This is a genomic window from Neomelitea salexigens DSM 19753, from assembly GCF_000422345.1.
Lineage (GTDB): Bacteria > Pseudomonadota > Gammaproteobacteria > Pseudomonadales > Spongiibacteraceae > Spongiibacter > Spongiibacter marinus_A.
Map to the genome: position 1 here is coordinate 466,620 of NZ_AULP01000001.1, position 25,703 is coordinate 492,322.

Sequence of the window (25,703 nt, forward strand, 5' to 3'; positions counted from 1 at the left end):
GCACTAGTCTTTCAGGCTTTTAGACACAACCTCATAGACATCGCTGCTCAGCTCCGGCTCCGCCAGAATGCGCTCAAGCTGGCCCCTCATACGCTGTTGCACGTCGGGCGTATATTTCCGCCATTTGCTCAGTGGCCCCAATAACCGCGAGGCGATCTGTGGGTTACGTTGATTGAGCTCGATGACTCTGTCGGCGAGAAAGGCATAGCCTGCGCCGTCTTCGCTGTGGAAATTCACCACATTTTGACCACAGAACGCCCCCACCAATGCCCGCACTTTATTGGGATTGGCAGCATCGTAGGCGGGGTGTGACATCAACTCAACTACCCGCTCAAGGGTGCCGGGCAGGCGGCACATCGCCTGTACCTGGAACCACTGATTAATCACCAAGGGCTCGTGCTGCCAGTCTTGATAGAAGCGCTGCAAGGCTTCTGACTTGTAGGGCATATCACTATTTACAATCGCATTTAATGCCGCACTTCGATCGGTCATATTGCGACTGGTTTCAAATTGCTCGCGCGCCACTTCTGGCCCATGCGAGGTGTACATCAAATAGGACAGCGCCACATTTTTCAGGCTTCGGCGAGCAATTTGCTCAGCACTCGGCCGGTAGTCCTCATCGCTTGCGCAACGGCGATAGGCCGCCTGCAGAGGTTCAACAAGCGCGGTAGCAATACCCTTGCGCAAGGCTTCACGGGCATGGTGAATAGCATGCACATCGACCGGCGAAATCAACTCTGCCAAGTACGCTTCCGAGGGCAATTGCAACATCAACGCCACCATTGCGGGATCGAGCTGCGCGTCTTCTAAAAGTTGCCGGCAGGCATCCAGGTAATCTTGCGCAACCTCAGCGGCCTTTCCTGCAGCTTGCGCCGCAAGGGCATGGCGAATTTCTGCCAAACCGAGCTGCTGGCTGGCGTCCCAACGACAAAAACCATCGCTATCGCTCTGCATGATGCGCAACAGGTCAGCACGCTGATAATTCATGCTTAACTTCACTGGCGCTGAGAAACCGCGCAATAAACTGGGAACCGGCGGCTCAATGACATTCTCAAAGACAAACTGCTGCTTGACCTCGGTGACATCGAGCACCATCTCAGTGTTGTCCGCCGTCTCCGTATCTTGTGGCTGCCCCTTAAGCTGCAGAGGAAGCTGCCCCGCTTCGCCGAGTAAGGCCACTTTAAGAGGGATATGAAAAGGCGCCTTTTCCGCCTGCCCCGGCGTGGCAGGGCAGGACTGCGAGATGCTGAGCGTGTAGCGTTGAGCCTGTGCATCATATTCGCCCTGCACCGAAAGCTGAGGAGTGCCCGCCTGGGAATACCAAAGACGGAATTGGCCTAAGTCCACGCCACTGGCATCTTCCATTGCCTTAACAAAGTCTTCGCAAGTAACCGCCTGGCCGTCATGGCGCGCGAAATACAAATCACTACCCGCGCGGAAGCGCTCAGGCCCCAGCAAAGTGTGAATCATGCGCACGACTTCGGCGCCCTTCTCGTAGACGGTGACCGTGTAGAAGTTGGAGATCTCAATAAAGGAATCGGGGCGCACGGGGTGGGCCATCGGGCCCGCATCCTCAGCAAACTGGGCGGTACGCAGCAGCGTAACGTCTTCGACGCGTTTTACGGTCGGCGATCCCATGTCAGCGGAAAATTCCGCATCCCGGAAAACGGTGAAGCCTTCCTTCAAACTAAGCTGAAACCAATCCCGGCACGTCACACGATTCCCAGACCAATTGTGGAAATACTCGTGGGCAACAACCCCTTCCACACGCTGAAAGCCTGCGTCGGTCGTCGTTTCCGGCTTTGCCAACACGCAGGAGGTATTGAAGATATTCAGGCTTTTGTTTTCCATCGCGCCCATATTGAAGTCATCGACGGCAACGATATTAAACAGCTCAAGATCGTACTCCCGACCGTAAACCTCCTCGTCCCAACGCATCGCATTTTTCAGCGACTGCATGGCGTGATCGCACTTATCGAGGTCTTTCTCTTCTACATATATGTGCAGGGCAACATCACGACCACTCATGGTGGTAAAACTGTCGCTGATACGCGACAGCTTTCCAGCCACCAGGGCAAATAAATAGGCGGGTTTCGGAAACGGGTCGTGCCACACACTGCGCTGAAGGCCGTTGTCCAGTGTTTCGGTAGCGGTGCAGTTGCCGTTGGACAACAACACGGGGTAGGCATCCGCATCAGCAATAATTTCTACATCGAACACCGACATCACATCGGGTCGATCCAGATAGTAGGTAATTTTGCGAAAGCCCTCTGCCTCGCACTGCGTGCAAAACATACCGCTGGATTTATACAGCCCCTCCAGCGAGGTATTTTTTTGGGGGTATATTCGCGTTTTGCACTCCAGCTCAAAGGCCTCGGGCACACGATGGATACAAAGCAGCTCGCCCTGCTGCTCCCAGCCGCCCTCAGGTAAAACATCCCCATTAATCGCCAGTGACAACAACTCCAGCTCAGCACCGTGCAGCTCCAGGCTCTGCGAGGCCGTCTCTGCGGCGGGGTTGCGCCGCATTGTCAGGCGAGATGTTACCTCGGTGGAGCGTTCACCCAGATGAAAACTGAGGGAAGTTTTGTCGATCAGATAGTCGGGAACGCGATAGTCTTTCAGGTAAATCGTACTGGGCTGCGCGTCGCGCATACTGCTCTCCTCAAAGGCGGATGATCTACAGCGCTGGGCTGCTCAACTCCAGCTGGTAACCGCCGTATTTACGAATATTAATCACACCGGTGTCAAAGATCAGATACTGACCTTTAATTCCCATTAAGGTGCCTTCTGCAAGGGGGACTTTATCCAGATTAAATGACTTCACCTTGGTGGGGTACTCCACCACGGGATAGCGAATATGCTGAACGTCCGCATCATCGATGGTTTGGATAGCCTGCAGACCGAAGCGCTTCTGCAGTGCGTCGATCTCGTCGCTACAGACGTCCGCCAGCTGGTCGCGGCGCGCGTATAAATCCTGCTCAGGAGGGGTGCCCTTCAGCATCGCCTGCCAGCTGGTTTTATCGGCCACATGCGCCTTGTAAGCGCTTTCGACCAAGCCGGACTGCAATCGATTGCTCACCCGAAAAATCGGCAGCGCGGCTACCGCACCTTGATCGATCCAGCGCGTCGGAAGCTGAGTGCCACGGGTGATTCCCACCTTCACCCCAGACGAGTTCGCCAAGTACACGATGTGGTCGATCATGCAGTGCGCCTCTCCCCACTCAGGTTCTCGGCAACTGCCTTCAAAATAGTGGCACTTTTCGGGGCTGACAATACAGCTGTCGCACTGTGCCAGGCGCTGAAAGCAGGGATAGCAGTACCCTTGACTGAAACTTTTCTTAGACAAGCGGCCGCAGTGCACACAGTGAATTTGCTGTTGGTAGGCCAGCGTCACACGACTGCCAATCAGCGGGTTCATTGGCACCGACTGCTGCCCCAGCGTCAGCGTGTACTGGGCTTCGTTATCTTCCAGAGCGGTGCGCATTTTCGATGCGGCCCCGGCTACATTCGATAAAGCCATCAGGAGTCGGCCCACTTTATCGGCTTTTCAGCGCCGTTATCGCCGTGGCCGTCGCAGCTATCCCCCTCGGATTTACTGCCTTTATCAATGTACCCCACCCGCTGTTCTTCGGGCTTACGGCGGTGGTCGTAGGCGATAACCGCGTCCATACAATGTGCTCGCTGCTCGTCGGTTAACACGCGGCCATCGGGCCATTTGCCAATTTCCAGCGCGCGCTTAAGCGAGGCATAAATTGCCGGATCCAAATTATCGATCAGTTTTTCAAAATCCATAGCGCCCTCCACAGGCCGCTCGTGAAAGACGAGAATTATAACAGAGTGAGTAGTGCTGGCTTATACGCTTTTGCGCCGCAAAAACGATGCGCCAATGCCGAGCAAAAAGCCCATAATCAAACCAGAAAGGTGGGCAGTGTTGGCGATCTCCCCCAGCCCGAGTAAGCGGGTAAAGCCTGCCATACACACCACAAGCCACACCAGCATGACCACGGCAACGCCCTTCACCAGTGGCAGTGACTCGGCTGGCCGCAGTCGGTTCCAAACAATGATATAGCCAAGCAAGCCATAGATAACGCCCGACATACCGCCAAATAGCGACACCGACATCATCGCCTGCGCCATGTTTGAGGCCGCTGCAATAAGTACAACCATCGCTATCAGCGTCACACTGCCCTGCCGCTGCTCGATCATCCCGCCCAATTCCCATAACCACAGGCCATTAAAGGCGATATGCAGCAGACCGAAATGAAGAAACATCGGGGTTAACAGCCGCCACCACTGCCCAACTGGCCAGTCGGCGACAATCTTACCCGCGCCGAGATCCAAGGGGTAAAAGCTCAGCGAAGACACCGCTCGAAAGCTGCTGTCCACAACCGGTAACAGCGCCCCCAGAATACTGAGTAACAACAACACCGCCACCGCCGGCCGCTGGCGAAGCGAGCGCGACTGCACTGGCTGAGGCTCTGCCACTGAGTGGCGAGTAATATGCAGCTCGCCACTGCGCAACTTTTGGTAGAGCTCTGCCACCACGGCAACCTGCTCCTCATCACCAACGCGAAGAATTTGACTCCCCCCCTCTTCAGCAATGTGGTGGGCAACACCCTGTTGCCACAGCAAAGCGGAAAAATCGGCTAAATTCTCATCGAGAGGAAGGCGTAGCGCGATGTAGTATTCAGTCATCGTCATCCCCGGCTGGCAGATGCGCGCCCCAGCCCAATTTATCGCGACAGCTGGCATAAAAGCTGTGATCAAGCGGGTGGATGAGCTTCATACGGTGCGGCTTTTTACGCACCGTAATCACATCGCCCGGCTGGCTGGTCATGCGCAACTGGCCGTCGCACGTCACCGGTGGCTGCGCGGTGTTGCAGTCGCACACCACCATGCTTATCTCGCTTTTGCCATCAATAACGATAGGGCGACTGCTCAGGGTGTGCGGGAACATTGGTACGATGACGATTGCATCCAAACGCGGGTGCATAATGGGGCCACCGGCAGACAGCGAGTACGCGGTAGACCCTGTGGGTGTTGAGATAATTAAACCATCGGAGCGCTGGCGGTAGACAAACTCGCCGTCGACAAATAGCTCGAACTCCATCATATGGCCGCTGGTGCCCGAGTTGAGCACCACATCGTTGAGGGCGTCGCCTTTACCTACGCGCTCACCACCGCGCATCAGTTCCACGTCCAACAGGAAGCGCTTTTCCAGGCGGTAATGGCCATCCAATACCGCACCGACTTGGCTCTCTATTTCATCGGGTGAAATGTCGGTGAGAAACCCCAAGCGGCCGCGGTTCACGCCAAGCACAGGGGCATTGTGTCGCGCCAAGGTCCGCGCGGCGCCCAACAGGCTACCGTCGCCGCCCACCACAATGATCAAGTCGCAAATTTCACCGATCATCCGGCGACTGCAAACCCGGAGGCCATGACCAGACATTAAACCGGCGATTTGCTCGTCAAGTACGGCGCTGAGCTCTCTCTGCTGGAGATAGTCCAACAGGCGTTTAAGCGTGACGGCGACACCGTTGCCTTCTCGGCCGATGACCCCTATATTGCGGAACTGTTCCATAATTACTGCTGCCATGCGCGGGGCCGCCATTATAACCAGCCCACGTGAATACAATGCAAACCTTGTGTGCGTCTGAGCAAACCAGGATACCAATCTATCAAGCCATTAGACCTACAGCACTTCGCCTCAGCCTATACACGCGCCCTGGCATGGGCTTGTTTTTCAGCGCCGCTGGTGAACATCGGCGACCATCCGGCGCTTGCGCTCACCCCAGAGCGAATGGCATGGCTTCAGTCGCTGGACAACAACGACCAACCACTGCGAAAACACCTACAAGAGCGCTGCAAAAGCCCACGCTTAGGGCTGGTCTTCGAGTCCTTGTGGCACTTTTTTCTCGAACAGGATCGCAGCACCGAACTGATCGCTCACAACTTACCCGTCAGAAATGCCCGCGGCCGAACCCTGGGCGAGTTCGATATCCTCTATCACGACCACACCCTGCAGCAGAGCTTCCACCTGGAGCTGGCGGTTAAGTTCTTTCTCGCCACGCGCCCGGGTGACATTCCACTATCGGCGTGGCTGGGGCCCAATAGCGCAGATCGCCTCGACCGCAAGCTCGAGAGACTGGAAACACACCAGCTACCGCTAGCTAACAGCCCGGAGGGGGCTTTAGCCATGTCAAATGTCGGTATCGAGCACTGCAAAGCGCAACTGAGGGTGGCGGGCTTCCTGTTTTATCCACAAGGGAATCGCGCAACAAGCACCTGCCTCAATAACGACCACCCTAAGGGAACGTGGTTTTCGGTTCAGCAATTCACCGCGCAGAAAACCAAAAAAGAGCAGGCAACATGGCGTCTATTAGAAAAACCTCACTGGCTATCGGCAGACTACCAGCAAACCCAGGATATCGAGAAAGCGCTCGCGCTGGCCGCCGAGCGCCCGCAAATGTTGATAAATCAAAAGTTAGAGCGCTGCTTTGTTGTCCCCGAGCATTGGCCGCTAAGCCCCAACACAGATTGATTAAAAAGTGCTGGGTAGCCACTTCTCCCCTGCAAGCCACCGGAGTGAATAACCAGCACCCGGGACTCCCCCGCTAACTCGCCGCGCTTATGCATTGCGTCGACGGCAAAGCAAAGCTTTGCGGTATAAACGGGGTCAAGCGGCACGCGCTGCTGTGCCTCAAAGCGCAGAATAAACTTGCTCAGCTCATCATTGACACGGCCAAAGCCCTTACCCGCAAAACGATGATCTAGCTGCCAGTTTTGCCGCGGCGAACCTAAGTCGTCGAGTATTTGCGCGATATCGCGCGCCATAAAGGCCTCTGCCTTGAGAACAGGTATACCCAGTACACGTGTCGAGCCCGCGACCGCCGACGCCAATCCCGCAAGCGTTGCGCCCGTGCCACAGGCCGCAACAATCAATGAGTAGCCAGCACCACCGCCTGGCAGCAGCGACGCAATATCCGCACAACCCGACGCGCCGAGCGCATTGGCGCCGCCCTCGGGAATAAAATACGGGCGATCAAAGCCGCGCATAAGGCTGGCAATATATTCAGGATCGTGCCGTCGGCGGTAGTCACTGCGACTCAGATGAACCAGGCGCATGCCCCAGCGCTGAAGGTCTGCCATGCAGGGCGTCAATTGATCGTCATCCGCGCGAATAAATGCCGCCGTCGGCCAGCGATTGTGGTGCCCCCATGCTGCCAGGGCATGCAAGTGATTGGAATACGCGCCCCCCAGGCTCACCAAACACCGCGCGCCCTGCTTACGGGCTACGGCAATATTTTCGCGCAGCTTGAACCACTTATTACCAGGGGCCAGCGCATCAAAGCGATCAAGACGCAGCATATCCACTTTGGGAGAGTGATAAGCGTCAAGCGGTTGAATCAGGGACTCAGCCACCGCGATGATCTTTGCAGCGGTCGCTCTCCCCTTCGCGGAATAACTTGGGGCGCATAACTTTGATCAGCGGTTGCCCACAGTATTCGCCGGCGGGATTTTGGTGCCGACAAATCGGCAGCCGGTAATGCTGCAACCAACGCTGATAGCGTTCCACACTCACCTCGCAGCGGTGGGCAGCAAATGACTGCGGGTCGCGCAAATAAGACGGCATTTCTTCTCGGTCGATCACCAGGTGCTCAATACCCGGGTGATAGGCAACAAACACGACGCCTTTCTCTGCCATATCTTGCAGCATTTTGCTGTCGTCATTGAGCAACAGCTCTCGGTTCTGCTCTCGCAGTCGGCTCAGCTCACTGCGCAACTCCACAATCTCCGTGGAGCGCTGATAGAGCTCATTTTCACGGCGATTCAAGCGCTCTTCAAATTCTACCGCCTGCTGCTGCAGATTAAGCTTTAGTTCCTTCTCATAGCTCTTGCGCAATTTTTCTAATTCTTCGGAATAAGCACCCTGGCTGCCTGCCGACTCCAGTAAACCTTCATATTCGGTTTTTTGCTCATCGAGCAGCTGTTGCTGCTTATTTAGGCTGGCCTCAAGTTGACGCCGCTGCGCCACCTCGCCCGCCAGCATCTCTTTTAACGCCGCAAGCTCGTCATTTTTTTCCGTTAGTTGGCGACTGAACTCCTCTTCAGCGGTCTCAAAACGTGACTGATGCTTTTGCTGCACTGTTGCCAGGCGCAACTGCTCCGCGCTCTTTAAGGCCTTGAGCCGCTCCCGGTAGCGACGATGGAAAATGGGGGTAGCCGAGTCAGCCGTCGCGGAAACCGACGGCTCCGCATCCCCCCCCTGCGGGGGTACATGGCGGCGAAAGAAATCCGATACCGTTGTTTGCTCGGGCCCGGTGTTCAGGGCATCGCTGACAATACCCAAGCGGTTGCGCTGCACCGCGGCGACCAGAGCCGAAAAGGTCTGGTGCCCTTCCATTACTGGATCCCAGAGTTGATTGCGATACCAAGACACCGGGCAAGCGCTGTGACAAGCAACTTTCGTTACACCCCCACCCAGGTCGGGGCCGAAACTGGCATGATCAAGTAAGTGGCGAAGCGGGATATTCCAATTTCCGGTGATACGGCCGCGCTTGTCAAAGCTGATGACAAAAAAAACCGCTCCGGTAATTTTCATTTCTGTGTTGATTTGTACAAACACCGCCTGCAATTGCTGGCCTGCAAAATCCGGCACACCGACAACGTCGTCCAGCACCGCTTCGAACTCGGCGAAGAACATCTCCTTCACAACCTCGCCGTCGCGAATAAACATAATGGCTTCGGTAAGTGCCGACACAGAACTCTCCACAACAAATCTTCACTAGCAGTAATATAGCGCTAAATCGGCGACACAAAGGGCACACGACATAGAATTGTGACACAACAGATTGCGGAGTTTACAACTTGAAAAAGAAGATAGGTATAGAAGAAAGGAGGTCTTTTACATGGCGCTAAAGAGAAGCTTTAGCGTGTTAAAGTTGGCGGACCGGACGGGACTCGAACCCGCGACCTCCGGCGTGACAGGCCGGCATTCTAACCAACTGAACTACCGGTCCGCATACTTTAAACAACCTCGATTTGGTGGGTGATGACGGGATCGAACCGCCGACCCTCTGCTTGTAAGGCAGATGCTCTCCCAGCTGAGCTAATCACCCCTCTCAATCGAGTGAGGCGCATTCTACAGTAATCGCTTTTCTTGTCAAACCTCTCCGATAAGTTTTTTTAAAATTTTATGAAAAAAACGCTATCCAACTGATTTCGCTTATTTTTCGTACAAAAGGAAGCTCATTAATTGTTCATTCTGCACAGCAAATGAACAATTGGATTTAGCGGCATGCTGTACAGCTTATACACAGCTGATTACCATAGCCGCCCCACTCGTTCAGCCAGAGATTAATCTGTGGAAATTTTCAAAGAATTTACTTTTGAAGCCGCTCACCGCCTGCCCAACGTTCCCGAGGGGCACAAATGTGCACGACTGCATGGGCACAGCTTTCTATTACGCATAGTGGTCGGCGGGGAACCTGATAGCCACACCGGGTGGATTATGGACTTCGGTGATATCAAAGCTGCCGTTAAGCCGATTATCGACCAATTGGATCACTACTATCTCAACGACATCCCCGGCCTAGAGAATCCGACAAGTGAAAACTTGGCGATCTGGATTTGGCAGAAGCTCAAGCCGCAATTACCTGCGCTACTTCGGGTCGAAATGCGTGAAACCTGCACCAGCGGCTGCAGTTATGCAGGGCCCACCGCGCACTGAAACGCACCACCGATGAGCATTACCGTGCGCCACACTGCAACATGGTGGCGTTTGGTAACACGTTACATAAATCAACTATTGACGTAACACTTATTCACAGTTAGGGCTGCGATAGCAAATGTGGCATGCTTAGCGCTCAAAAGTCATACAAAAAATCACGAAAACGCCACAACCTACTGTTTTAATTGACTTTTGTAATAATGGCTAAATTTTGAACAATTTGTTACAAGGCCGATTCCATCGTACTTAGCGCCACAAACTGACAACTTACCCACCAACTTATCCACAGATTATGTGGAAAACTGGTAACCTCAGTGCAAAACTTCAAGCGTTACCATAGGGAATACGTTAGACACAATCGCGCGCCTCAAATTTATTCAACAAATTTGTTATATGGGCGGCGCAAGTAAGGATAAATACGGATAAGCCGAGGCGGCAGGGGCCTCGGCGGAGATATAGGTAAGATCAAGCCATTTCGAGCACGACTTTTCCGGCAATTTCGCCCCGGTCAAGACGCTGATGAATCTCAATAATGTCATCTAAGCGTGCGCGCTCAGCAATAACAGGTTGTAGCTCTCCCGCAGCCAACATGGCAAACAAGGCTTTTACATCGGCAATAAAATCCTCTGGCTGCTTCTCACGACGCGTTTGGATATTGTAGAACCGGGTTTTCTTGCCATCGGGCAGCAACTTCCACAGGCCTAACAATTTGGCAAAGCCAAATATCACACTAGGCACGCTCTCCTCCCCCGTTGTCAGTTGCAGGGCGCCAAAGCCCACCAGGCATCCCCCCGACTTAAGACAGCGATATGAACGCGACCAGTTTTTGCCGCCAATGGTGTCAAAGACCGCATCGACGCCTTCGCCACCGGTTAAACGCTTTATCTCGGCCTCAAAGTCACTGCTGCGATAATCAATATGGGTTGCTCCAAAACGCTCAATCACCTCTTTTTTAGACGCAGAGCCGGTGCCGTACATTTTTAGCCCCATATGGCGCCCCAGCTCCAATAATGCCGTGCCCACAGCACCACCGGCAGCGTGAATAAGGCAGCTCTGCCCCTCGCGCATATTGGCCTCGCGGGTCAGCATTTGGTAGGCCGTGGTATATGACAGGATCATACACACCGCCGACGCCGCATCTAAATTAGGCGGCGCGGGCACGACTTGGCTTGCAGGCACACAGAGATACTCGGTGTAGCCGCCAATCACAGGCATATCCGCCACCGCATCGCCGACCGAAAAGTCGCTAACCCCTTCACCAACGGCATCAACAACACCGAACCAGTCGTAACCCGGTGTAAAGGGCGGCTTCTCTTTCACGCCAACGTACTGCCCTTGGCGAATAATGGTGTCTGTAAAGCCGGTGCCAGCAGCCAGCACTTTCACACGCAATTCGCCTACGCCGGGCTCGGGTAATGCAGCCTCCCTTTTGATGGCCAGTTTCTCCGGGCCGCCAAAAGCTGTTAATTCCACTCGCCGATACATGCCTTTTCTCCTGTGCTGTCACTCAAACTAAAAAGAGGCCATTCGGCCTCTTCATAAGGGCTTGCTATACGACGCTAGGTCAGTAAGCCAACCAACCAGGCCAAACCAGAAAAGAACCAGGCCTTAATATCGCGCCACCACTGTGGTTGCTCGCGCAGTTCTTTATTGATATTTGCCTGTTCAAGAATATACGCGTGAACGGCGTAGGCCTGCTCCTCGTTGAGTACATCGCCAAAGCCGACCATCCCGAGCTTACTCATTACCCCATCAAGCACTATGGCATTGAAATTGTCATGAAATGCTCGGGGCAAGTGACGAAGATCAGGAATTGCGCCATTCGAAATAACTTCTGTGCCGTGGCACGCGCTGCAATAGGCGTAATAGAGTTCACGGCCTTCGTTTAAAACTGCCTCGTCGTGGGTCAGTCTCGGTGGCGGCTCGTGAAGTTGCTTTTCAGGATTGTCGGGCAATACACCCGAGGCGCCGAGCTTGAACGTAAGCACCCGGCTCGGCGGCGGCGCATGTTCTCTTTCCAGACCGGCAATCAAGCCGAAGGCACCGCCCCATCCGACCAAAATACTTACGTACTGCTCACCGTCTAGTTGGTAGCTGACCGGCGGCGCCATAACGCCGGTTTTCGCATCGAAGGTCCACAGTTTGTCACCGGTTTTAGCATCGACGGCAATCACCTCGCCCTCGGCAGTGCCCTGGAAGACAAGCCCGCCTGCGGTCGCCAATAATCCGCCGTTCCACGTCAACTTATGAGGCAGCTCCCACGCCGCAGTTTGGGTTCCCGGATCCCACGCCAGCAGCGAGCCACGCGTCATTTTGGTGGTCATTAACTGCGCCAAAATTGGGTCCGGCAGCGGCGGCTGTTGCAAGGGGATACCGAGATTCCACTGACCCCAGCGATGCAAGTAGTCCTGCACGTCCTCGTACTGGAACAAGCTGCTGATCGCAGGGATATACACATAACCCGTCTCGGGGCTGTAGGCCATTGGCTGCCAGTTGTGCGCCCCCATTGATGAGGGACGGATCAATTCAGGGCCGTCGGGGTAGCGGGCAATGTCGGTTTCTACTGGGCGCCCTGTCGCCATATCGTAATGCGTTGCCCAATTCACATCGGCATAGGGCTCAGCAGAGAGTAATTGGCCATTCTCACGATCAATCACGAAGAAGAAGCCATTTTTCGGCGCGTGCCAGATCACTTTACGCGTGGCGCCATCCACCTCCATATCGGCGAGCATGATGTGCTGAGTCGCCGTGTAGTCCCATGTTTCAGCAGGCGTCTCTTGGTAATGCCAGAGGTATTCACCAGTGTCGGGATCCAGGGCAACTATGGACGAGAGGTAAAGGTTGTCACCCCCTTCAGGGCTGCGAACGCGGTGATTCCAAGGGGAGCCGTTACCCACACCAATGTACAGCTGATCTAACTCATCGTCGTAGACAATGCTGTCCCACACGGTGCCACCACCGCCGTACTCCCACCACTTGCCCGTCCAGCTCTCGGCAGCTTTGCGCATTGCATCGTTTTCAAAGCCATCGGCGGGGTTGCCGGGAACGGTATAAAAGCGCCAGCGCAACTCACCGGTGTCGGCATCAAACGCGCTGACAAATCCCCGCACGCCATATTCAGCCCCGCCGTTACCAATAAATACCAAGCCTTTCGCAACGCGAGGCGCTCCGGTAATGGTGTAGGGGTAGGCCTTGATATCGGCGCTTTGCACCTCCCAAATCACCTCGCCTCTGGCAGCGTCTAAGGCGATCAAGCGCGCATCGAGACTGCCTACGAAGACTTTACCTTCGTAAACGGCAACACCTCGGTTAACAACATCGCAGCAGGCCATTTTTGCCCACTCGCGAGGCACTTTCGGGTCGTACTTCCACAGCAGCTCGCCACTGCGCGCATCGAGTGCGTAGACCACACTCCAGTTGCCTGTTACGTACATCACGCCATCAACAATGATGGGCGTTGCTTCCAAACCCCGGTTGTATTCCGTGTCAAAAGACCAAGCGAGCCCAAGATCGGTGACATTGTCGTGGTTAATCTGCGCAAGTTCGCTATAGCGCTGCTCTCGGTAGTCCTTGCCGTAGCTGAGCCAGTTTTCATGAGGATTGCTGGCGATCTCGGCGGTACCCACCTCTTTGGCGGTAAGGGCAAATGCCGAGCTACCAACTACCATACTAACGAGGGTCAGCAGTAACGCTGCCCAGCGATATCGATCTGTCATAGTGAGCCCCAGTGACTGTCGTTTATTATTGATTTATGTCGAGAATGGGGCCGTGAAGCTCGCGTCTACTGCTTTTTCAGCCCGCGCATTCCCTTATAAAAATTGGCAATTTCTGCCAAGTCAGCATCGTAATCCCCGGTAGGGAAAAACGCCGGGCCCAGGCCCATTGTTTTTGTGTTGCTATCCACATAACCCAGGATCACCGGTACACCGGCGGCTTGAGCGATATGGTAAAAGCCGCCTTTCCAGCGGTTCACCGCGCTGCGCGTACCCTCAGGGGTAATAATCAACATCAGCTCGTCGCGCTGACTGAATTCCTCAGCCATCTGCTCGACCATGTTGTGTTTTTTGCGACGGTCGACGGCGATACCACCAAACCACTTCATAGTGGCGCCGAGGGGGCCGCGGGGAAACAGGGTATGTTTTCCCATCCAGTGGACATCCAGCCCCAGAACGAAGGCAATTACCATCATGGTTGGAAAGTCCCAATTACTGGTATGTGGCACCGCGATCAGTACGCATTTTTTGTGCTCTGGCTTTTCACCCAATATTTTCCACCCCAACAGACGCGTGGTGAGCTTGAAAAACGGCCGGAGGAAAAAGCGGATGAGCGCACTCTTGAAAATCGTATTTTTTTGCATTGATTATTATCACCGAGGCAGCATCTAAGGCGCTGCAGGTTACAGGTAGTTTACCAATAGAAGAAAGGGGAACAAGCTCGGTCGAGCAAAATCCCCCTTTCCTAAACGAATAGTAATCTTGGCTGACTAGTCTTTAAAATCAGGCGACTCGCCGTTTGCCGCTGAGATTGCCAGCATTGCATCCTCTTGGCTGAGCATTCCCGCATTCCATGTGGCGACATAGTTCAAGGCATCTTCAACACTGTGGTCACGGCTGTAACGGATCATTTCCTTGGTGCCCCGCACGGCCAACGGTGACTTGCGAGCAATGCTCTGCGCCAGCTCTGATACCGCCTCTATCATTTCCTCGTAGGAGTTGTAGGCGGTATTGACCAGTCCGATGCGCTCCGCTTCCGCCGCACCCACGTTACGACCGCTCAGCGCCAACTCGCTAACACGGCCCGGGGAAATGAGCTTGGGAAGACGCTGCAAGGTGCCTACGTCAGCGACGATGCCAATATCGATTTCCTTGATAGAGAACTGTGCATTATCGGCACAGAAGCGCATATCACAGGCGCTGATCATATCGATACCGCCGCCGACACAGTTCCCCTGAATCGCCGCAATTACCGGCTTTCGACACAGCTCAATGGCCGTTAAATTGGCCTGTAGCGACTTGATATGGCGCCGAAACCATTCGATGCGACGACCCAACTCGGGTTGCTTCGCCATGACCTCAGCCAAACCGGCAAACATTCCCAGGTCGATACCCGCACAGAAATTCTTGCCCTCGCCGCACAATACAACAGCCCGTACGCTGCTCTCGCCATCACACCACTCAAAGCATTCTTGAAGCTCACTCCACATAGCCTCATTCATCGCATTGGCTTTGTCGGGGCGGTTTAGCGCAACCCACGCCACATGCTGCTCCATACGCAGCGCCAGGGTTTCATATACGGGGGGTTCAACAATATTCATAGTCCAGTCCACTTCTCAACAAATTCGTCCGGCGCCAATTCAGGCAAGGGTTTGACTGCGCCATCGCGACTGCCGACGTATAAAAATCCAATAACTTCTTCGTTTTCTCGCATACCCAGCCCAGCCATGACCTGCGGGTCGAAAGCGTGATCGCCAGTGCGCCAAATAGCCGCGTAGCCCAGCGCCTCAAGCGCCAACAAGCTCGCATGTGCCGCGCAGCCAGCGGAAAGTAATTGCTCAATTTTTGGCACCTTTGGGTGCGCTTGCACAAGCGCTGACACCACCAGAATCATTGGCGCACGCAGCGGTTGACGGCGAAAGCGCTGCAAATCCGCTTCGCCAAGTGCCGGGTTTCGGCGTTTGGCGGCATCGGCGTAAAGCTCGCCAAGCCGTGCGCGCGCATCACCCTCAATCACTCTGAAGCGCCATGGCCGCAGGCGGGCGTGATCCGGGGCACGGGCCGCCGCGGCAAACACGTCGGCCATTTCATTTTCACTCGGCGCTGGCTCAACTAATTTGCTGGCAGAGTTTCGCTGTTGCAACAACTGTAACGCGTCCATCACTGCCCCTCTCCGACTGCCTGAGTATCAGCGTGTTTAGCCGGCTCGTCAGCCTGGGATTCGTAATAGGCTTTCATATTGAGACTAATGGTGCGGATGATTCCACGAAAGGCGCCAGCCATCAGCCGACGATATAGGAGTCGCCCAAAGCCTCCCCACCGCATATCAAACATGAGACTGGTCGTCAGCGCGGTTTGGCCGTGCCCGGCGTCTTCCAGGCGATAGCGAAACTGGGCTTTTTTAAAGGGCGCTGCAGGCCCTTTATGCTCGCGGTGCAAACGGATAACAAAGCCGCTACCTTCACTCCACTCGGTAACGGTTTCATCCATCCAACGGCCCATTTTTTGGTATACCCGACGGCTAGCGCCGACGCCGTGCCGCTGTTCACCATGGAGCTCACAGCGCAGCACACCGGGAACATAGTGATGGGCCAACGTCAGATCTTGCAGCAACGCCCAGGCTCGATCTCTGGGCAGTTTAATCAACACCCGAGAGCTCGCTTCGTGATTCATGTATTCTCGTCCTCTATTCTCGCACCCCTGACGGGACGAGTATTCAATCATGAATCCCGCGTTCTGTCTTGCTCGACACAAATGTGCCGACATCTAGCGATAGGAGGGTTTTTTAGGGAAAGGGTGCGAGGACGCTCTCAGCCCATGGCAAAGCGCTTATCGAAATCGGCCGCAAAACGCTCTATCCACTCAGCAGCAGCCTCTTCGCCAGTAAGCACGCGTCCTTCATTTTCGGCGACCTGTTGGCGATAGGCCTCTATTTGACAGACCTGCTCCACCATGCGAGCCCGGTAGGCGTCGCGCCCGGAGCAGAATTCAATACCCAATTGGTACTGTTGACCACGACGGCGACACCACACCACACGGCCCAAGCCGATATAGTCGAACGATAGCGACGGCACGCGAAATCGAATATCACAACCAGGCTTTACCGGCGTTTCCACCTGGCAACACAGGCCCGCAACACTGACATCGCAAGCTTGAGCAAGACAAACGCCCGGCTCTTCGACAACTTCGACATCAACCGGAATATTACTTGGGTGGCGTAAATACTCTCGCATCATGCTCCCCCTTTATCTGACGATTTCTACACCGTCAGTTGGCCAGAAAAAAACGCAAAACAGCATCCGTAGTTGCCGGAGGGTATTTAGCCGATATCCGAGGGGTAACGATTCTTACTGCGCATCCTCACTGGCCAGCCAGGATGTGTAGGGCGATGTATTGGGCAGTTCCACGCGCTTCAGCCAACCGGCAATGCCGATACTATCGGCCTGTATATCCAGGTCATCAGATTCAAGCACCCCCTCACCAAACTGGTACCGCACCGACAGCTCACCCCGAAGGGCCGCTTCATCATAGGCATTCGCTTGAGCGACAGACTCTTCTCGGCGCTCGCAGTAGCCTTTCCAAGCGCGGCTGCCGTGACGCCCCCGCAATAAGCGTTCAGTGAATTGCGGCGACAACAGGCACACACTGGCGTTGTTACCACCAAAGCCTTTGGCATTTAGAATTGCCGCATCCATGCTGTCTTTTTCAAGTTCGAGATGCGACATGGGCAAGTGCAGGTTGCTGCGCTGCACGTCGTCGGCAATATGGTCAATGGTGGTGATACCCGGCAGGATATTGTCGCGCCATATCCCCAGGCTGGAGACTAACTGATCGCCGGAGGCCGCGCCGATACTATGACCCAGGTAGGCTTTAATAGCGGCAACAGGCCAGCGCTCAATCCCGAAGGCCTTGGCGGTTTCGTTAAGGATATGCGATTCACTCACACGGTTTTGCGGCGTGCTGGTGCCATGCGCCTGAACGAATGAGCGCGTCTTCAGCGCGTGCTCGCCAATAATCGCCCCCGCCGCTGAGGTTGCCTTGGCAACAGTGAGGTAATTCCCCACGCCCGGCGATGAAATGGACTTTTTATAGCCATCGGCATTTACAAAGACCTCGGGCACCGCGGCATGCACCTGTGCACCCAACTCAAGGGCCAGCGCGTCGTCAAACAACACGACGAACTGACTCGCCTCAGCAATGGTAAATCCGCAGTTGCTGCTGAACGGTCGACTTGCCCTGCGATAATCCGCTTCGCTACGCGCTGAACCGGCATCCAACTTAAGCAAGTCAGCATCCGTGGCCAAGGCCCCCATGGTGGCGTAACCGTCCATCACGCGCGGATCTATTCCCGCTTCTGCTGCCCCCACCACCGCAACGCGCACGGCACCACTGCGGATGTCTTGCACGGCCTGACGCAGGTTGTAGAAAAACGTCGCACAAGCTCCCAAGCTGGGCCCAGTGCCGCCGACATTCCCCAACACATAGGCGCTGACAAAATCGGCGGGCATATCGGCTAAGCCCAGTGCCAGCTGCTTCGAACTAACGCGGCCACCGTTTGCGCGCGCGGCCAGCAGGCCACCAAAGCCCGCATCATCGAGCTGCGCCATTGCCGAGCTGGCGTACACAGATATTTGGTCAGGGTGGACACTGGCACGCACCGTATCCCAATCGATCCCAATCGACTGCAGGGCATCGGACGCCCCGAATACTGATAACTGCAAGCCCCGCGGATGGTTGCGGGCATTATAGTAATTGCTGGGGTCAAAGCCCGTTGGCAGTTGCCCCGCACTGGAAACATCCATTTTGCGATGCGTCGGCAACAGCATATCCAGTCCACCGTCGAGGGTAACCGCCACCTTACCGCCACCGATATCACGCAGCGCCCAACCCTCAGGCACGCGCTCGGGCAATTGCTTGGCGGATGTCACAAACTCAAACTGCCCCGCTCCCCCTTCTAGGTGCAGTCGCTTGTTCCAGGCCACCTGCTCGACATCAAAAGCCGCGGACTCGATTTTGCGAATCAGGGTATGCGCCAGTATATGCTGGCGGCGCTCCGCCTCTGGCATGCAGTCATCCACGCCCATCAAGGCAGCAAGGCTTTGCAGGGTTCGCTGCTGCGCCGCCAGCGGCAGCGCGTCAAGCACCAGGCGGCGATAGCCGTGATGAAAAGAACTGCGCCCTGCAGGATTAACGCCGCCAAAACCGACAACCACGGGTAAATGACTCACTGACACACCACCTCAACAACACTGCTCGAATTTCCTAGCCAGCAGTGTACGCAGGCAATGCCATGGACATAGTGATATATTAGCCATTAAATATGGTATTTACGACAACAGTGTCAACATTATGCAGAGCCAACGACAGATAAGCCTACTCGGCTTTAACCACGCCCTAGCCACCAGTCTCTGCTTGCCGATGGAGCTCCTGCAGTCCTGCAACCATATATTTCGCAGCCGGCGGCAGAGCGCCCCTGCCAAACTATCGACGATTAGCCTGGAGCCCTCCCCTATCAGGGTTTCCGGGGGATTTCAGCTGGACGTCGATGAGGTATTGAGCGATAAGCGCCCGCTAAACGACTGGCCTCAGCCCGATATTTTGATTATTGCCAGTCGCTGGCGCCACCCGCTTCGCGGTGGCCCCCAGCGCCGGGATGTACAGCAATGGCTCCGCCAGCTAGCCTTGCGCGGCTGCGAAATTTGCGCCGTTGGTAACGCCAGCTACTTTCTCGCCGAGGCCGGTTTGCTCGACAACCGGCCGGCCACCACACACTGGCACTATTTCGACGACTTCGAGCAACGCTATCCCAATGTTCAAATGCAGCGCGACCACTTAATCACCCAGGCTGGCTCGCTGTACTGCACCGGCAGCGTGAATAGCGCCGCCGACCTTATTATCCACCTCATCGATCGACACTGGGGGCCGGAGATTGCGCAGCGGGCAACACAGCAATTTTCCCCAGAAAGCCGCCAGCCCTTCGCCAACCAGGCCTACCGGGGCGAGCACAGCGCCCGACACGGCGACGAAGTTATCGCCCTGGCCCAAAGCTGGATGCATCGACACCTCGCCGACACGATCAACATGAAAGAATTGGCTGAGCGCAGCGGGCTAAGTCAGCGCAGTTTTCAGCGCCGCTTTCACCACGCTTGTGGTCAGTCACCACTGCAGTACTTACAGCGGCTTAGGCTGGATGCCGCGCGAGAATTACTCAAGAATACCAACTTGGCTATCGAGGATATCAGCCCACTATGCGGCTATAGCGACGTCAGCTACTTTGGCAAACTATTCAGGCAGTACTATTCCATGACGCCCGGGCAGTTTCGCCGCAGCGTGCGACGCAAACTCTTCGCCATCGATAGCGGCAACTGAACACTCATCAACACAGAGCAGAACAACACTGGCGACGCCCTCTATCAAGCGTCATAATCGCGATCCATTGAACCGCCGAGGAAATACCATGCCCGCTATTGGACGCATGAACACACTCACCGTCAGCCGCATTACCAGTGCCGGCACCTATCTGGATGGCGGCCAACTCGGCGATATTTTTCTCAATGCCCGCCAAAGCCCGCAGAATTGTAGCGTTGGCGACGTATTGGAGGTTTTCGTCCTGCACGACAACGATGGCAGCTTGATCGCCTCTCAACAACGCCCCGAGCTGTTGTGCAATGAAGTGGGGCTGCTGCGGGTTAGCGCGACCACCACGGTGGGCGCCTTCCTGGACTGGGGGCTGAATAAAGAGCTGTTGCTCCCCCACAGCGAACAGCTTGGCACCGTGCGAGAGGGCCAGGCGGTACTGGTAATGGTATACACCGATCTGCGCGGCAGACTGGTCGCCACAATGCGACTGGACAGACATATTGCCGACAGTCTGCACGATCTCCCCGATAACGCTAAACAGCGCCTACGCAGCGGCGACCGCGTTAGCATTCACGTCGCGAGCAAAACCGAGTTAGGCTATAAATGTGTCGTAAACCATTGCGCCTGGGGTCTTCTGTACGACAGTGAACTGAATAAGCCACTGCGTCGCGGCGAACGTTTATCGGGATGGATACAACGCGTCCGCCCGGACCAGCGCCTGGATTTGACGCTGAACAAGCCAGCCCGGGAACGCGCGCCGGATATCGCCGAACTCATATTGCGGCAACTAGACGCCAATGACGGCTTCCTCGCGCTCGGTGACAAAAGCCCACCCGAGGCGATCAAGCGTATTTTCGGTGTCAGTAAAAAAGCCTTCAAGCAAGGCCTAAGCCGGCTATATAAAGAACGAAAAATTATTATCAGCGACCGCGGAATCACCCTTAACAAGGGTGAATAAATCGCGATTGTATAGAGGGTACACTTCCCATGCAGGACACCAGCTTTGTCGAGACCGCCACCATCCCCCTGCGCCTGAGCGCCATCGATAGCGATGGTTTTCCGGTGGTTTGCTCGCTGTGGTTTTACTATCGCAATGGCTGCTTCTACTGCGCCAGCCACCGTTCGTCAAAAATTATTCGGCTGCTGGAAGCCAACCCTAACTGCGGCTTTGAAGTCGCGGTGAACTCCATTCCCTATCGCGGCGTAAGGGGCAAGGCCGTCGCCGAACTGACCAGCGACAGCCAGGGCGAGGTATTGTCATCACTAATCGAGCGCTATCTCGGCGATAGCAACCACGACCTGGCCAACTGGCTGCTCAGCCGCAAGGCAGATGAGGTGGCTATCTGTCTGCACCCCAAAACGTTCTCCAGCTGGGATTTCAGCGCGCGCATGACAGACTAACTCGCGAAGTGCGATTACTCACCACCGCGCTTCAAACGCTCGCCCAAGCTGGCCATCAACACATAGAACAACGGCACAAAGACCGTAGCCACAAAAGTGGCCATCAGCATACCGCCAATCACACTAGTCCCCAGCGCAATACGACTAGCAGCGCCGGCACCACTGGACAGTGCCAGCGGCAAGCAGCCCAGAGTAAAGGCCAGTGAGGTCATAACAATGGGACGAAAACGCAGGCGAACCGCTTCCATTGCGGCATCCACAATAGCCATACCTTTGTCGCGCTGCTGCATGGCAAACTCAACAATCAAGATGGCGTTCTTACTCGCCAAGCCAATCAAACACACCATGCCGATCTGGAAGTAAATATCGTTATCCAGGCCGCGCAGCCATGCCGCAAGTACCGCCCCAAGCAAGGCAAAGGGCACCGACATCACCACCGCGGTCGGCATCAACCAGCGTTCGTACTGCGCCGCCAAAATGAGAAAGACGATCACAATCGCCAGGATGAAGGCCTTGCTGGAATTACCGCTCGACGACTTTTCTTGGTAGGCGCTGCCTACCCAGCCGATGTTGAAGTCTCGGCCGAGCGCCTCTGCAGCAACGCGCTCTAGCGCCGCAATGGCCTCACCAGAGCTGTAACCAGGCGCCGCCGACCCCAGTACCTTGGCCGCATTAAAGCCGTTGAAACGGGTGACCGCATCGGGGCCCACTACCCGCTCTACGGTTAATAGCGAGCCCAATGGAATCAAGCTGCCTTCCTGCGAGCGCACAAAGACCTTCCCCAAGTCGTCCGGGGACTGCCGAAATTCTTCTTCAGACTGCAAATTCACCTGAAAGCTGCGCCCGAATAGCGTGAAGTCATTCACGTACAAACTGCCAAAGGTCGCCTGCATCGTGCTGAATACATCGGCAACAGGAACGCCCAGACTCATAGCTTTTTCCCGGTCCAGCGTGAGCTTGTACTGCGGCGTATCCATTTGGAATGTGCTGTATACGCGGCTCAACTCCGGCTGCTGGTTCGCCGCCGCCACCAAGCGCCAAACGGCGGTATTTAAGTCTTGCAGGCTGCCGTCGCCCCGATTTTGCAGGTAAAACTCAAAGCCGCCGGTGCTGCTCAAGCCGATTATGGGCGGCGGATTGAATGCCATCATTCGCCCATCGAGCAGGTCAGCACCTAAAGCCGGTATGGCGCGGGCTTGGGAAATAGCGTCCTGGCCCGGCTGCTCTCGCTCGGACCAGTCGTCAAACATAATGAAAGACGCTGCGGCATTCGTCTTCAAGGTGGAGGCGAGAATATCGAAGCCGGAGAAGGTCATGATGGACTTGACCCCCGGCTGATCCAGAACGCGCGTAGCCATCGCGTCTGCCACTGCACTGGTACGCGACAGAGAAGCCGCCGGAGGTGTGCTGTAGGCCATCATGACATAGCCCTGATCTTCGGCGGGCACCAAGCCCGCTGGCATACGTGAGAAGACCAACAACGTGACCGCCACAAGCAGGACAAACAGGCCAGACGCCCGCCAGCGATGGCGCAGAAAACTGGCGGTAATACGAATATATAGCTCGCGCAGCCAGTCAAAGGCGCGCTCAAAGCCGGCAAGGAAACCGTGACGTGGCTCTTCGCTATGAACGTGTTGCTTTAACATTAGCGCGCAAAGTGCCGGGGTCAGGGTGAGCGCCACAATCCCGGAGAGCACCACCGACACCGTGATCGCCACGGCAAACTGCCGGTACATTTCCCCCGTTAAACCGTCGACAAAAATCACCGGCAGGAACACCGCAGATAGCACTAACACGATGGCCACCAGAGGGCCGCTGACCTCTTCCATCGCTTGGCGCACGGCGTCCATGGCTGAGCATTTTTGCTCGGCCATAATACGCTCGACGTTTTCAATCACGATGATCGCGTCGTCAACAACAATACCGATGGCCAGGATCAAGCCGAACAGCGTTAGCAGGTTGATCGAGTAGCCAAGAATATACAGCCCGGCGAAGGTTCCCACGATCGATACGGGAATCGCCAACAGTGGAATGAAAGTGGCGCGCACATTTTGCAGGAACAAAAACATCACCAGGATCACCAGCAGCAATGCCTCGAAAAACGTGGCAACCACTTCCTTGATCGAATGCTCTACAAATACCGTCGCGTCAAAAGCCAGTTCTATATCCACACCATCTGGTGCGTTTTCTTTAACCTTGGCCATCACTTGCTGAGCGGCTTTGGCGGTTTCCAGGGCATTGGCACCCGGGCGTAGATACATCGCCACGGGGACCGCCGGTTCGCCGTTAAAACTGCCGCGAAACGAGTAATCTTTCGCGCCTAGCTCAACCCTGGCAATGTCCCCCAAATGCAGACTGGCAGAATTCGGCTCGGCGCGAATAATGATGTTTTCAAACTCTTCTACCGTCGCCAGCCGTCCTTGCGTGCTCACGGCATAGGTAAAGGGTTGATCGCTGGACACTGGCTCTGCGCCAAAACTGCCCGCCGCAAAATTGGCATTTTGCTCGCGAATAGCTCTGGCGACGTCTGCCGGTGTCAGGCCCAACTCAGCCAGTCGGTCAGGCTGAAGCCAAATACGCATGGAATAGTCGCGCGCGCCCATCAACCGCGCGCTGCCAATACCCGGCAGGCGGCGCAGCTCATCGATAACATTGAGTAGCGCATAGTTGCTTAAATAGATGGCATCGTACTGGGGCAATTCCGACGACAGCGAAAAAATCATCAGGATATCGGTCGAGCGTTTATCTACCGTGATCCCCAAACGCTTTACGGCCTCGGGAAGGCGGTTTTCTGCGACCGCCACACGATTGCTCACATCAATAGCGGCCTGGTCTGGGTCGGTGCCCGTCGCGAAGGTGATATTGATACTGACCCGCCCCGCCGCGGAGGCTTGGGTATTCATGTACAACATCCCTTCCACCCCGTTCAGCTCTTGCTCCAACGGGGCCGCAACGGTCTCAGCCAGGGTTTCCGCATTCGCCCCGGGATAGGCGGCGGTAACAACGATCTGTGGTGGCAGGATTTGTGGGTATAGCGAGATCGGCAACTGACCGACCGCGGTGGCACCTGCGATCAAAATTAGCAGTGACAGAACAATCGACAATACCGGCCGTTCGATAAAAAAACGCGCACTCATTGCACGACCTCACTGGCTGGCTGAGACAGTGCCCCCACTTTCAAGCGGACGGGTTGGTCTGCAAAGTTGGGCTTGGGGCCGTAATTGTGCGTTAACGCTATTCGCTGCGGCGCCAGTAACGATGACGGTCGCACACGCACCAAGCCCTCTACCACCACTTCCTCCCCCACCTTTAAGCCGGCATCGATAATACGCCCGCCATCCACTTCCAAACCGAGTCGCACCTGCCTTACCTCGGCGCGTTGCTGCGCATCCACTACATAAACGAAGCTGCCCTTCGCGTTTTGCAGCACGGCCCGTTCAGGCAGCACCAAGGCATTACGGCTGTACAAACCCTGCAATCGCACCCTTACAAATTGTCCAGGCAGCAAGCTGCCGTCAGGGTTGGCCACGGTCGCGCGAAACTGCACAGTACCCGTACGCCGATCAATGGTGCTGTCGCTAAAATCGATATGCCCCAGGTGTGGGTGCTGTTGGTTACCGGCCGTCTCTATCAGCACGGCGCGCTGGCTCTCGTCGTAGCTCAACTCACCATCCTTGAGCATACGCCGCAGTAGCAGCACCATTTCATCTGGCAGGGAAATGTTTACCCACAGCGGGTCTAACTGGGTAATGGTAGTGAGCAGGCTATTATTCGGGCCGACCAGCGAGCCCTCGGAAACCCGCTCACGACTGGTCATGCCTGATATTGGTGCCCTCACCTTGCAATAGTCTAAATTGATCTGCGCAGCGCGCACTTCGGCCTCTGCCAGCTGCACTGCTGCCCGGGCCTGCTCCAGCCCGGACTCGGCATCGTCCCTATCGCGCTGACTAATGGCGTTGCTTTGAATCAGCTCGCTGGCACGCCGCCAACGGCGCTCGGCCGACGACAAACTGGCTCGCGCGTTCGCCAGCTGAGCACGGCTACGGCTCAGGGCAACTTCAAAAGGTGCCGCATCAATTTCGTACAGTAATTGGCCCGCCTCGACCCGCGCGCCCTCGGTATAGCGCCGGTGCAATAAGATACCCTCCACTCGCGCGCGAACCTGAACCTCTTTCGAGCTTTCCATACTGCCCGGGTATTGCCCCCCAACAGGGACATCCTCGGCTTTCAAAACGACCGTCTTCACTGGCTGCGCGCGCTCCTCTGGCGCTGGCGGCGGCGCTTGATCGCACCCAACAACGAGCAACAGCATTGCTACGGCAACCAGCACGTGGCGAAAATGGCGTGAATTTCCGATGCCGAGCAGCGGCGCATGAGCGTTCATAGAGGGGACTTCCGAGCCAATCAATCAGGCCGGGTACTTTACATACATGCATGCACGTATGTAAAGTACCCGGCAATTATAAAACTGTTATTTTCAATGGCATGCAGAACCT

General features: G+C 55.6%; 22 protein-coding genes and 2 tRNA genes. 5 read left to right on the forward strand and 19 right to left on the reverse strand.

The window, feature by feature from the left end; genetic code table 11:
- Positions 1-3: 3 nt before the first annotated feature.
- Genes pepN through H573_RS0102225 form a run of 5 tightly spaced genes read right to left on the reverse strand, consistent with a single transcriptional unit; the run spans position 4 to position 5,584 of the window.
- Entirely contained in the window at positions 4-2,655 is a 2,652-nt protein-coding gene (pepN, locus tag H573_RS0102205; protein WP_027872839.1) for an aminopeptidase N, read from the reverse strand.
- A 25-nt stretch (positions 2,656-2,680) separates the two neighbouring features.
- Positions 2,681-3,523 carry a DUF2797 domain-containing protein gene (locus H573_RS0102210; protein WP_036255463.1) on the reverse strand — a complete coding sequence of 281 codons (843 nt, stop codon included), beginning with the start codon at positions 3,521-3,523 and terminating at the stop codon, positions 2,681-2,683.
- Positions 3,523-3,795, reverse strand: a complete 273-nt coding sequence (locus H573_RS0102215; RefSeq protein WP_027872841.1) for a YeaC family protein — start codon at positions 3,793-3,795, stop codon at positions 3,523-3,525. The genes H573_RS0102210 and H573_RS0102215 overlap by 1 nt, the downstream gene beginning before the upstream one ends.
- Before the next feature lie 60 nt (positions 3,796-3,855).
- Positions 3,856-4,698, reverse strand: coding sequence for a rhomboid family intramembrane serine protease (locus H573_RS0102220; protein WP_027872842.1), 843 nt, complete (start codon positions 4,696-4,698; stop codon positions 3,856-3,858).
- Positions 4,691-5,584 carry an NAD(+) kinase gene (locus H573_RS0102225; protein WP_027872843.1) on the reverse strand — a complete coding sequence of 298 codons (894 nt, stop codon included), beginning with the start codon at positions 5,582-5,584 and terminating at the stop codon, positions 4,691-4,693. Before H573_RS0102225 ends, H573_RS0102220 begins: the two co-directional genes overlap by 8 nt.
- 66 nt (positions 5,585-5,650) lie before the next feature.
- Here H573_RS0102225 and H573_RS18760 point away from each other — a divergent pair, with 66 nt between their 5' ends.
- Positions 5,651-6,544, forward strand: coding sequence for a DUF1853 family protein (locus H573_RS18760; protein WP_161624228.1), 894 nt, complete (start codon positions 5,651-5,653; stop codon positions 6,542-6,544).
- Here H573_RS18760 and H573_RS16710 read toward each other — a convergent pair.
- The 4 genes from H573_RS16710 to H573_RS0102250 form a co-directional block, all read right to left on the reverse strand.
- The gene (locus H573_RS16710; RefSeq protein ID WP_051170875.1) at positions 6,481-7,425 is read right to left on the reverse strand and encodes a 1-aminocyclopropane-1-carboxylate deaminase/D-cysteine desulfhydrase; all 945 of its coding nucleotides are present in this window, start codon (positions 7,423-7,425) and stop codon (positions 6,481-6,483) included. The genes H573_RS18760 and H573_RS16710 overlap by 64 nt on opposite strands.
- Positions 7,418-8,764 (reverse strand): hypothetical protein, encoded by a 1,347-nt coding sequence (locus H573_RS0102240; RefSeq protein WP_027872844.1) that lies wholly within the window; start codon positions 8,762-8,764, stop codon positions 7,418-7,420. Before H573_RS0102240 ends, H573_RS16710 begins: the two co-directional genes overlap by 8 nt.
- A gap of 182 nt (positions 8,765-8,946) precedes the next feature.
- Positions 8,947-9,023: transfer RNA gene (locus tag H573_RS0102245), tRNA-Asp, on the reverse strand.
- A 23-nt stretch (positions 9,024-9,046) separates the two neighbouring features.
- Positions 9,047-9,122 (reverse strand) — tRNA-Val (locus H573_RS0102250).
- A gap of 245 nt (positions 9,123-9,367) precedes the next feature.
- On the opposite strand from H573_RS0102250, the gene queD reads away from it, so the two are divergent.
- A complete protein-coding gene (queD, locus tag H573_RS0102255; RefSeq protein WP_027872845.1) occupies positions 9,368-9,733 on the forward strand; it encodes a 6-carboxytetrahydropterin synthase QueD in 366 nt (121 codons plus the stop codon).
- 465 nt (positions 9,734-10,198) lie between these two features.
- Here the strand turns inward: queD and H573_RS0102260 are convergent, their stop codons facing one another.
- From H573_RS0102260 to H573_RS0102295, 8 genes are all read right to left on the reverse strand, one after another.
- Positions 10,199-11,218 carry a medium chain dehydrogenase/reductase family protein gene (locus tag H573_RS0102260; protein ID WP_027872846.1) on the reverse strand — a complete coding sequence of 340 codons (1,020 nt, stop codon included), beginning with the start codon at positions 11,216-11,218 and terminating at the stop codon, positions 10,199-10,201.
- A 74-nt stretch (positions 11,219-11,292) separates the two neighbouring features.
- Positions 11,293-13,449 carry a PQQ-dependent dehydrogenase, methanol/ethanol family gene (locus H573_RS0102265; protein ID WP_027872847.1) on the reverse strand — a complete coding sequence of 719 codons (2,157 nt, stop codon included), beginning with the start codon at positions 13,447-13,449 and terminating at the stop codon, positions 11,293-11,295.
- A gap of 65 nt (positions 13,450-13,514) precedes the next feature.
- Positions 13,515-14,090, reverse strand: a complete 576-nt coding sequence (locus H573_RS0102270) for a lysophospholipid acyltransferase family protein (RefSeq protein WP_027872848.1) — start codon at positions 14,088-14,090, stop codon at positions 13,515-13,517.
- A 126-nt stretch (positions 14,091-14,216) separates the two neighbouring features.
- Positions 14,217-15,047: a crotonase/enoyl-CoA hydratase family protein gene (locus H573_RS0102275; protein ID WP_051170877.1), complete on the reverse strand. Its 831-nt coding sequence runs from the start codon at positions 15,045-15,047 to the stop codon at positions 14,217-14,219.
- The gene (locus tag H573_RS0102280; RefSeq protein WP_027872850.1) at positions 15,044-15,607 is read right to left on the reverse strand and encodes a nitroreductase family protein; all 564 of its coding nucleotides are present in this window, start codon (positions 15,605-15,607) and stop codon (positions 15,044-15,046) included. The genes H573_RS0102275 and H573_RS0102280 overlap by 4 nt, the downstream gene beginning before the upstream one ends.
- Positions 15,607-16,119 (reverse strand): SRPBCC family protein, encoded by a 513-nt coding sequence (locus tag H573_RS16715; protein ID WP_051170878.1) that lies wholly within the window; start codon positions 16,117-16,119, stop codon positions 15,607-15,609. Before H573_RS16715 ends, H573_RS0102280 begins: the two co-directional genes overlap by 1 nt.
- A gap of 137 nt (positions 16,120-16,256) precedes the next feature.
- Complete coding sequence (locus H573_RS0102290) at positions 16,257-16,679, reverse strand: PilZ domain-containing protein (RefSeq protein ID WP_027872851.1); 423 nt, start codon at positions 16,677-16,679, stop codon at positions 16,257-16,259.
- Between the two features lie 114 nt (positions 16,680-16,793).
- Positions 16,794-18,674 (reverse strand): beta-ketoacyl synthase, encoded by a 1,881-nt coding sequence (locus tag H573_RS0102295; RefSeq protein WP_027872852.1) that lies wholly within the window; start codon positions 18,672-18,674, stop codon positions 16,794-16,796.
- A gap of 121 nt (positions 18,675-18,795) precedes the next feature.
- Between H573_RS0102295 and H573_RS16720 the strand changes: the two genes are divergently transcribed.
- The 3 genes from H573_RS16720 (at position 18,796) to H573_RS0102310 (ending at position 21,207) form a co-directional block, all read left to right on the forward strand.
- The gene (locus H573_RS16720; RefSeq protein WP_036255468.1) at positions 18,796-19,815 is read left to right on the forward strand and encodes a GlxA family transcriptional regulator; all 1,020 of its coding nucleotides are present in this window, start codon (positions 18,796-18,798) and stop codon (positions 19,813-19,815) included.
- Positions 19,816-19,903: 88 nt separating this feature from the next.
- The gene (locus tag H573_RS0102305; protein WP_027872853.1) at positions 19,904-20,764 is read left to right on the forward strand and encodes a CvfB family protein; all 861 of its coding nucleotides are present in this window, start codon (positions 19,904-19,906) and stop codon (positions 20,762-20,764) included.
- Between the two features lie 29 nt (positions 20,765-20,793).
- Positions 20,794-21,207: a pyridoxamine 5'-phosphate oxidase family protein gene (locus tag H573_RS0102310; RefSeq protein WP_027872854.1), complete on the forward strand. Its 414-nt coding sequence runs from the start codon at positions 20,794-20,796 to the stop codon at positions 21,205-21,207.
- A 14-nt stretch (positions 21,208-21,221) separates the two neighbouring features.
- On the opposite strand, the gene H573_RS0102315 is transcribed toward H573_RS0102310, so the two are convergent.
- A complete protein-coding gene (locus H573_RS0102315; protein WP_027872855.1) occupies positions 21,222-24,344 on the reverse strand; it encodes an efflux RND transporter permease subunit in 3,123 nt (1,040 codons plus the stop codon).
- Positions 24,341-25,591: an efflux RND transporter periplasmic adaptor subunit gene (locus H573_RS16725; RefSeq protein ID WP_051170883.1), complete on the reverse strand. Its 1,251-nt coding sequence runs from the start codon at positions 25,589-25,591 to the stop codon at positions 24,341-24,343. Before H573_RS16725 ends, H573_RS0102315 begins: the two co-directional genes overlap by 4 nt.
- Between the last annotated feature and the right edge of the window lie 112 nt (positions 25,592-25,703).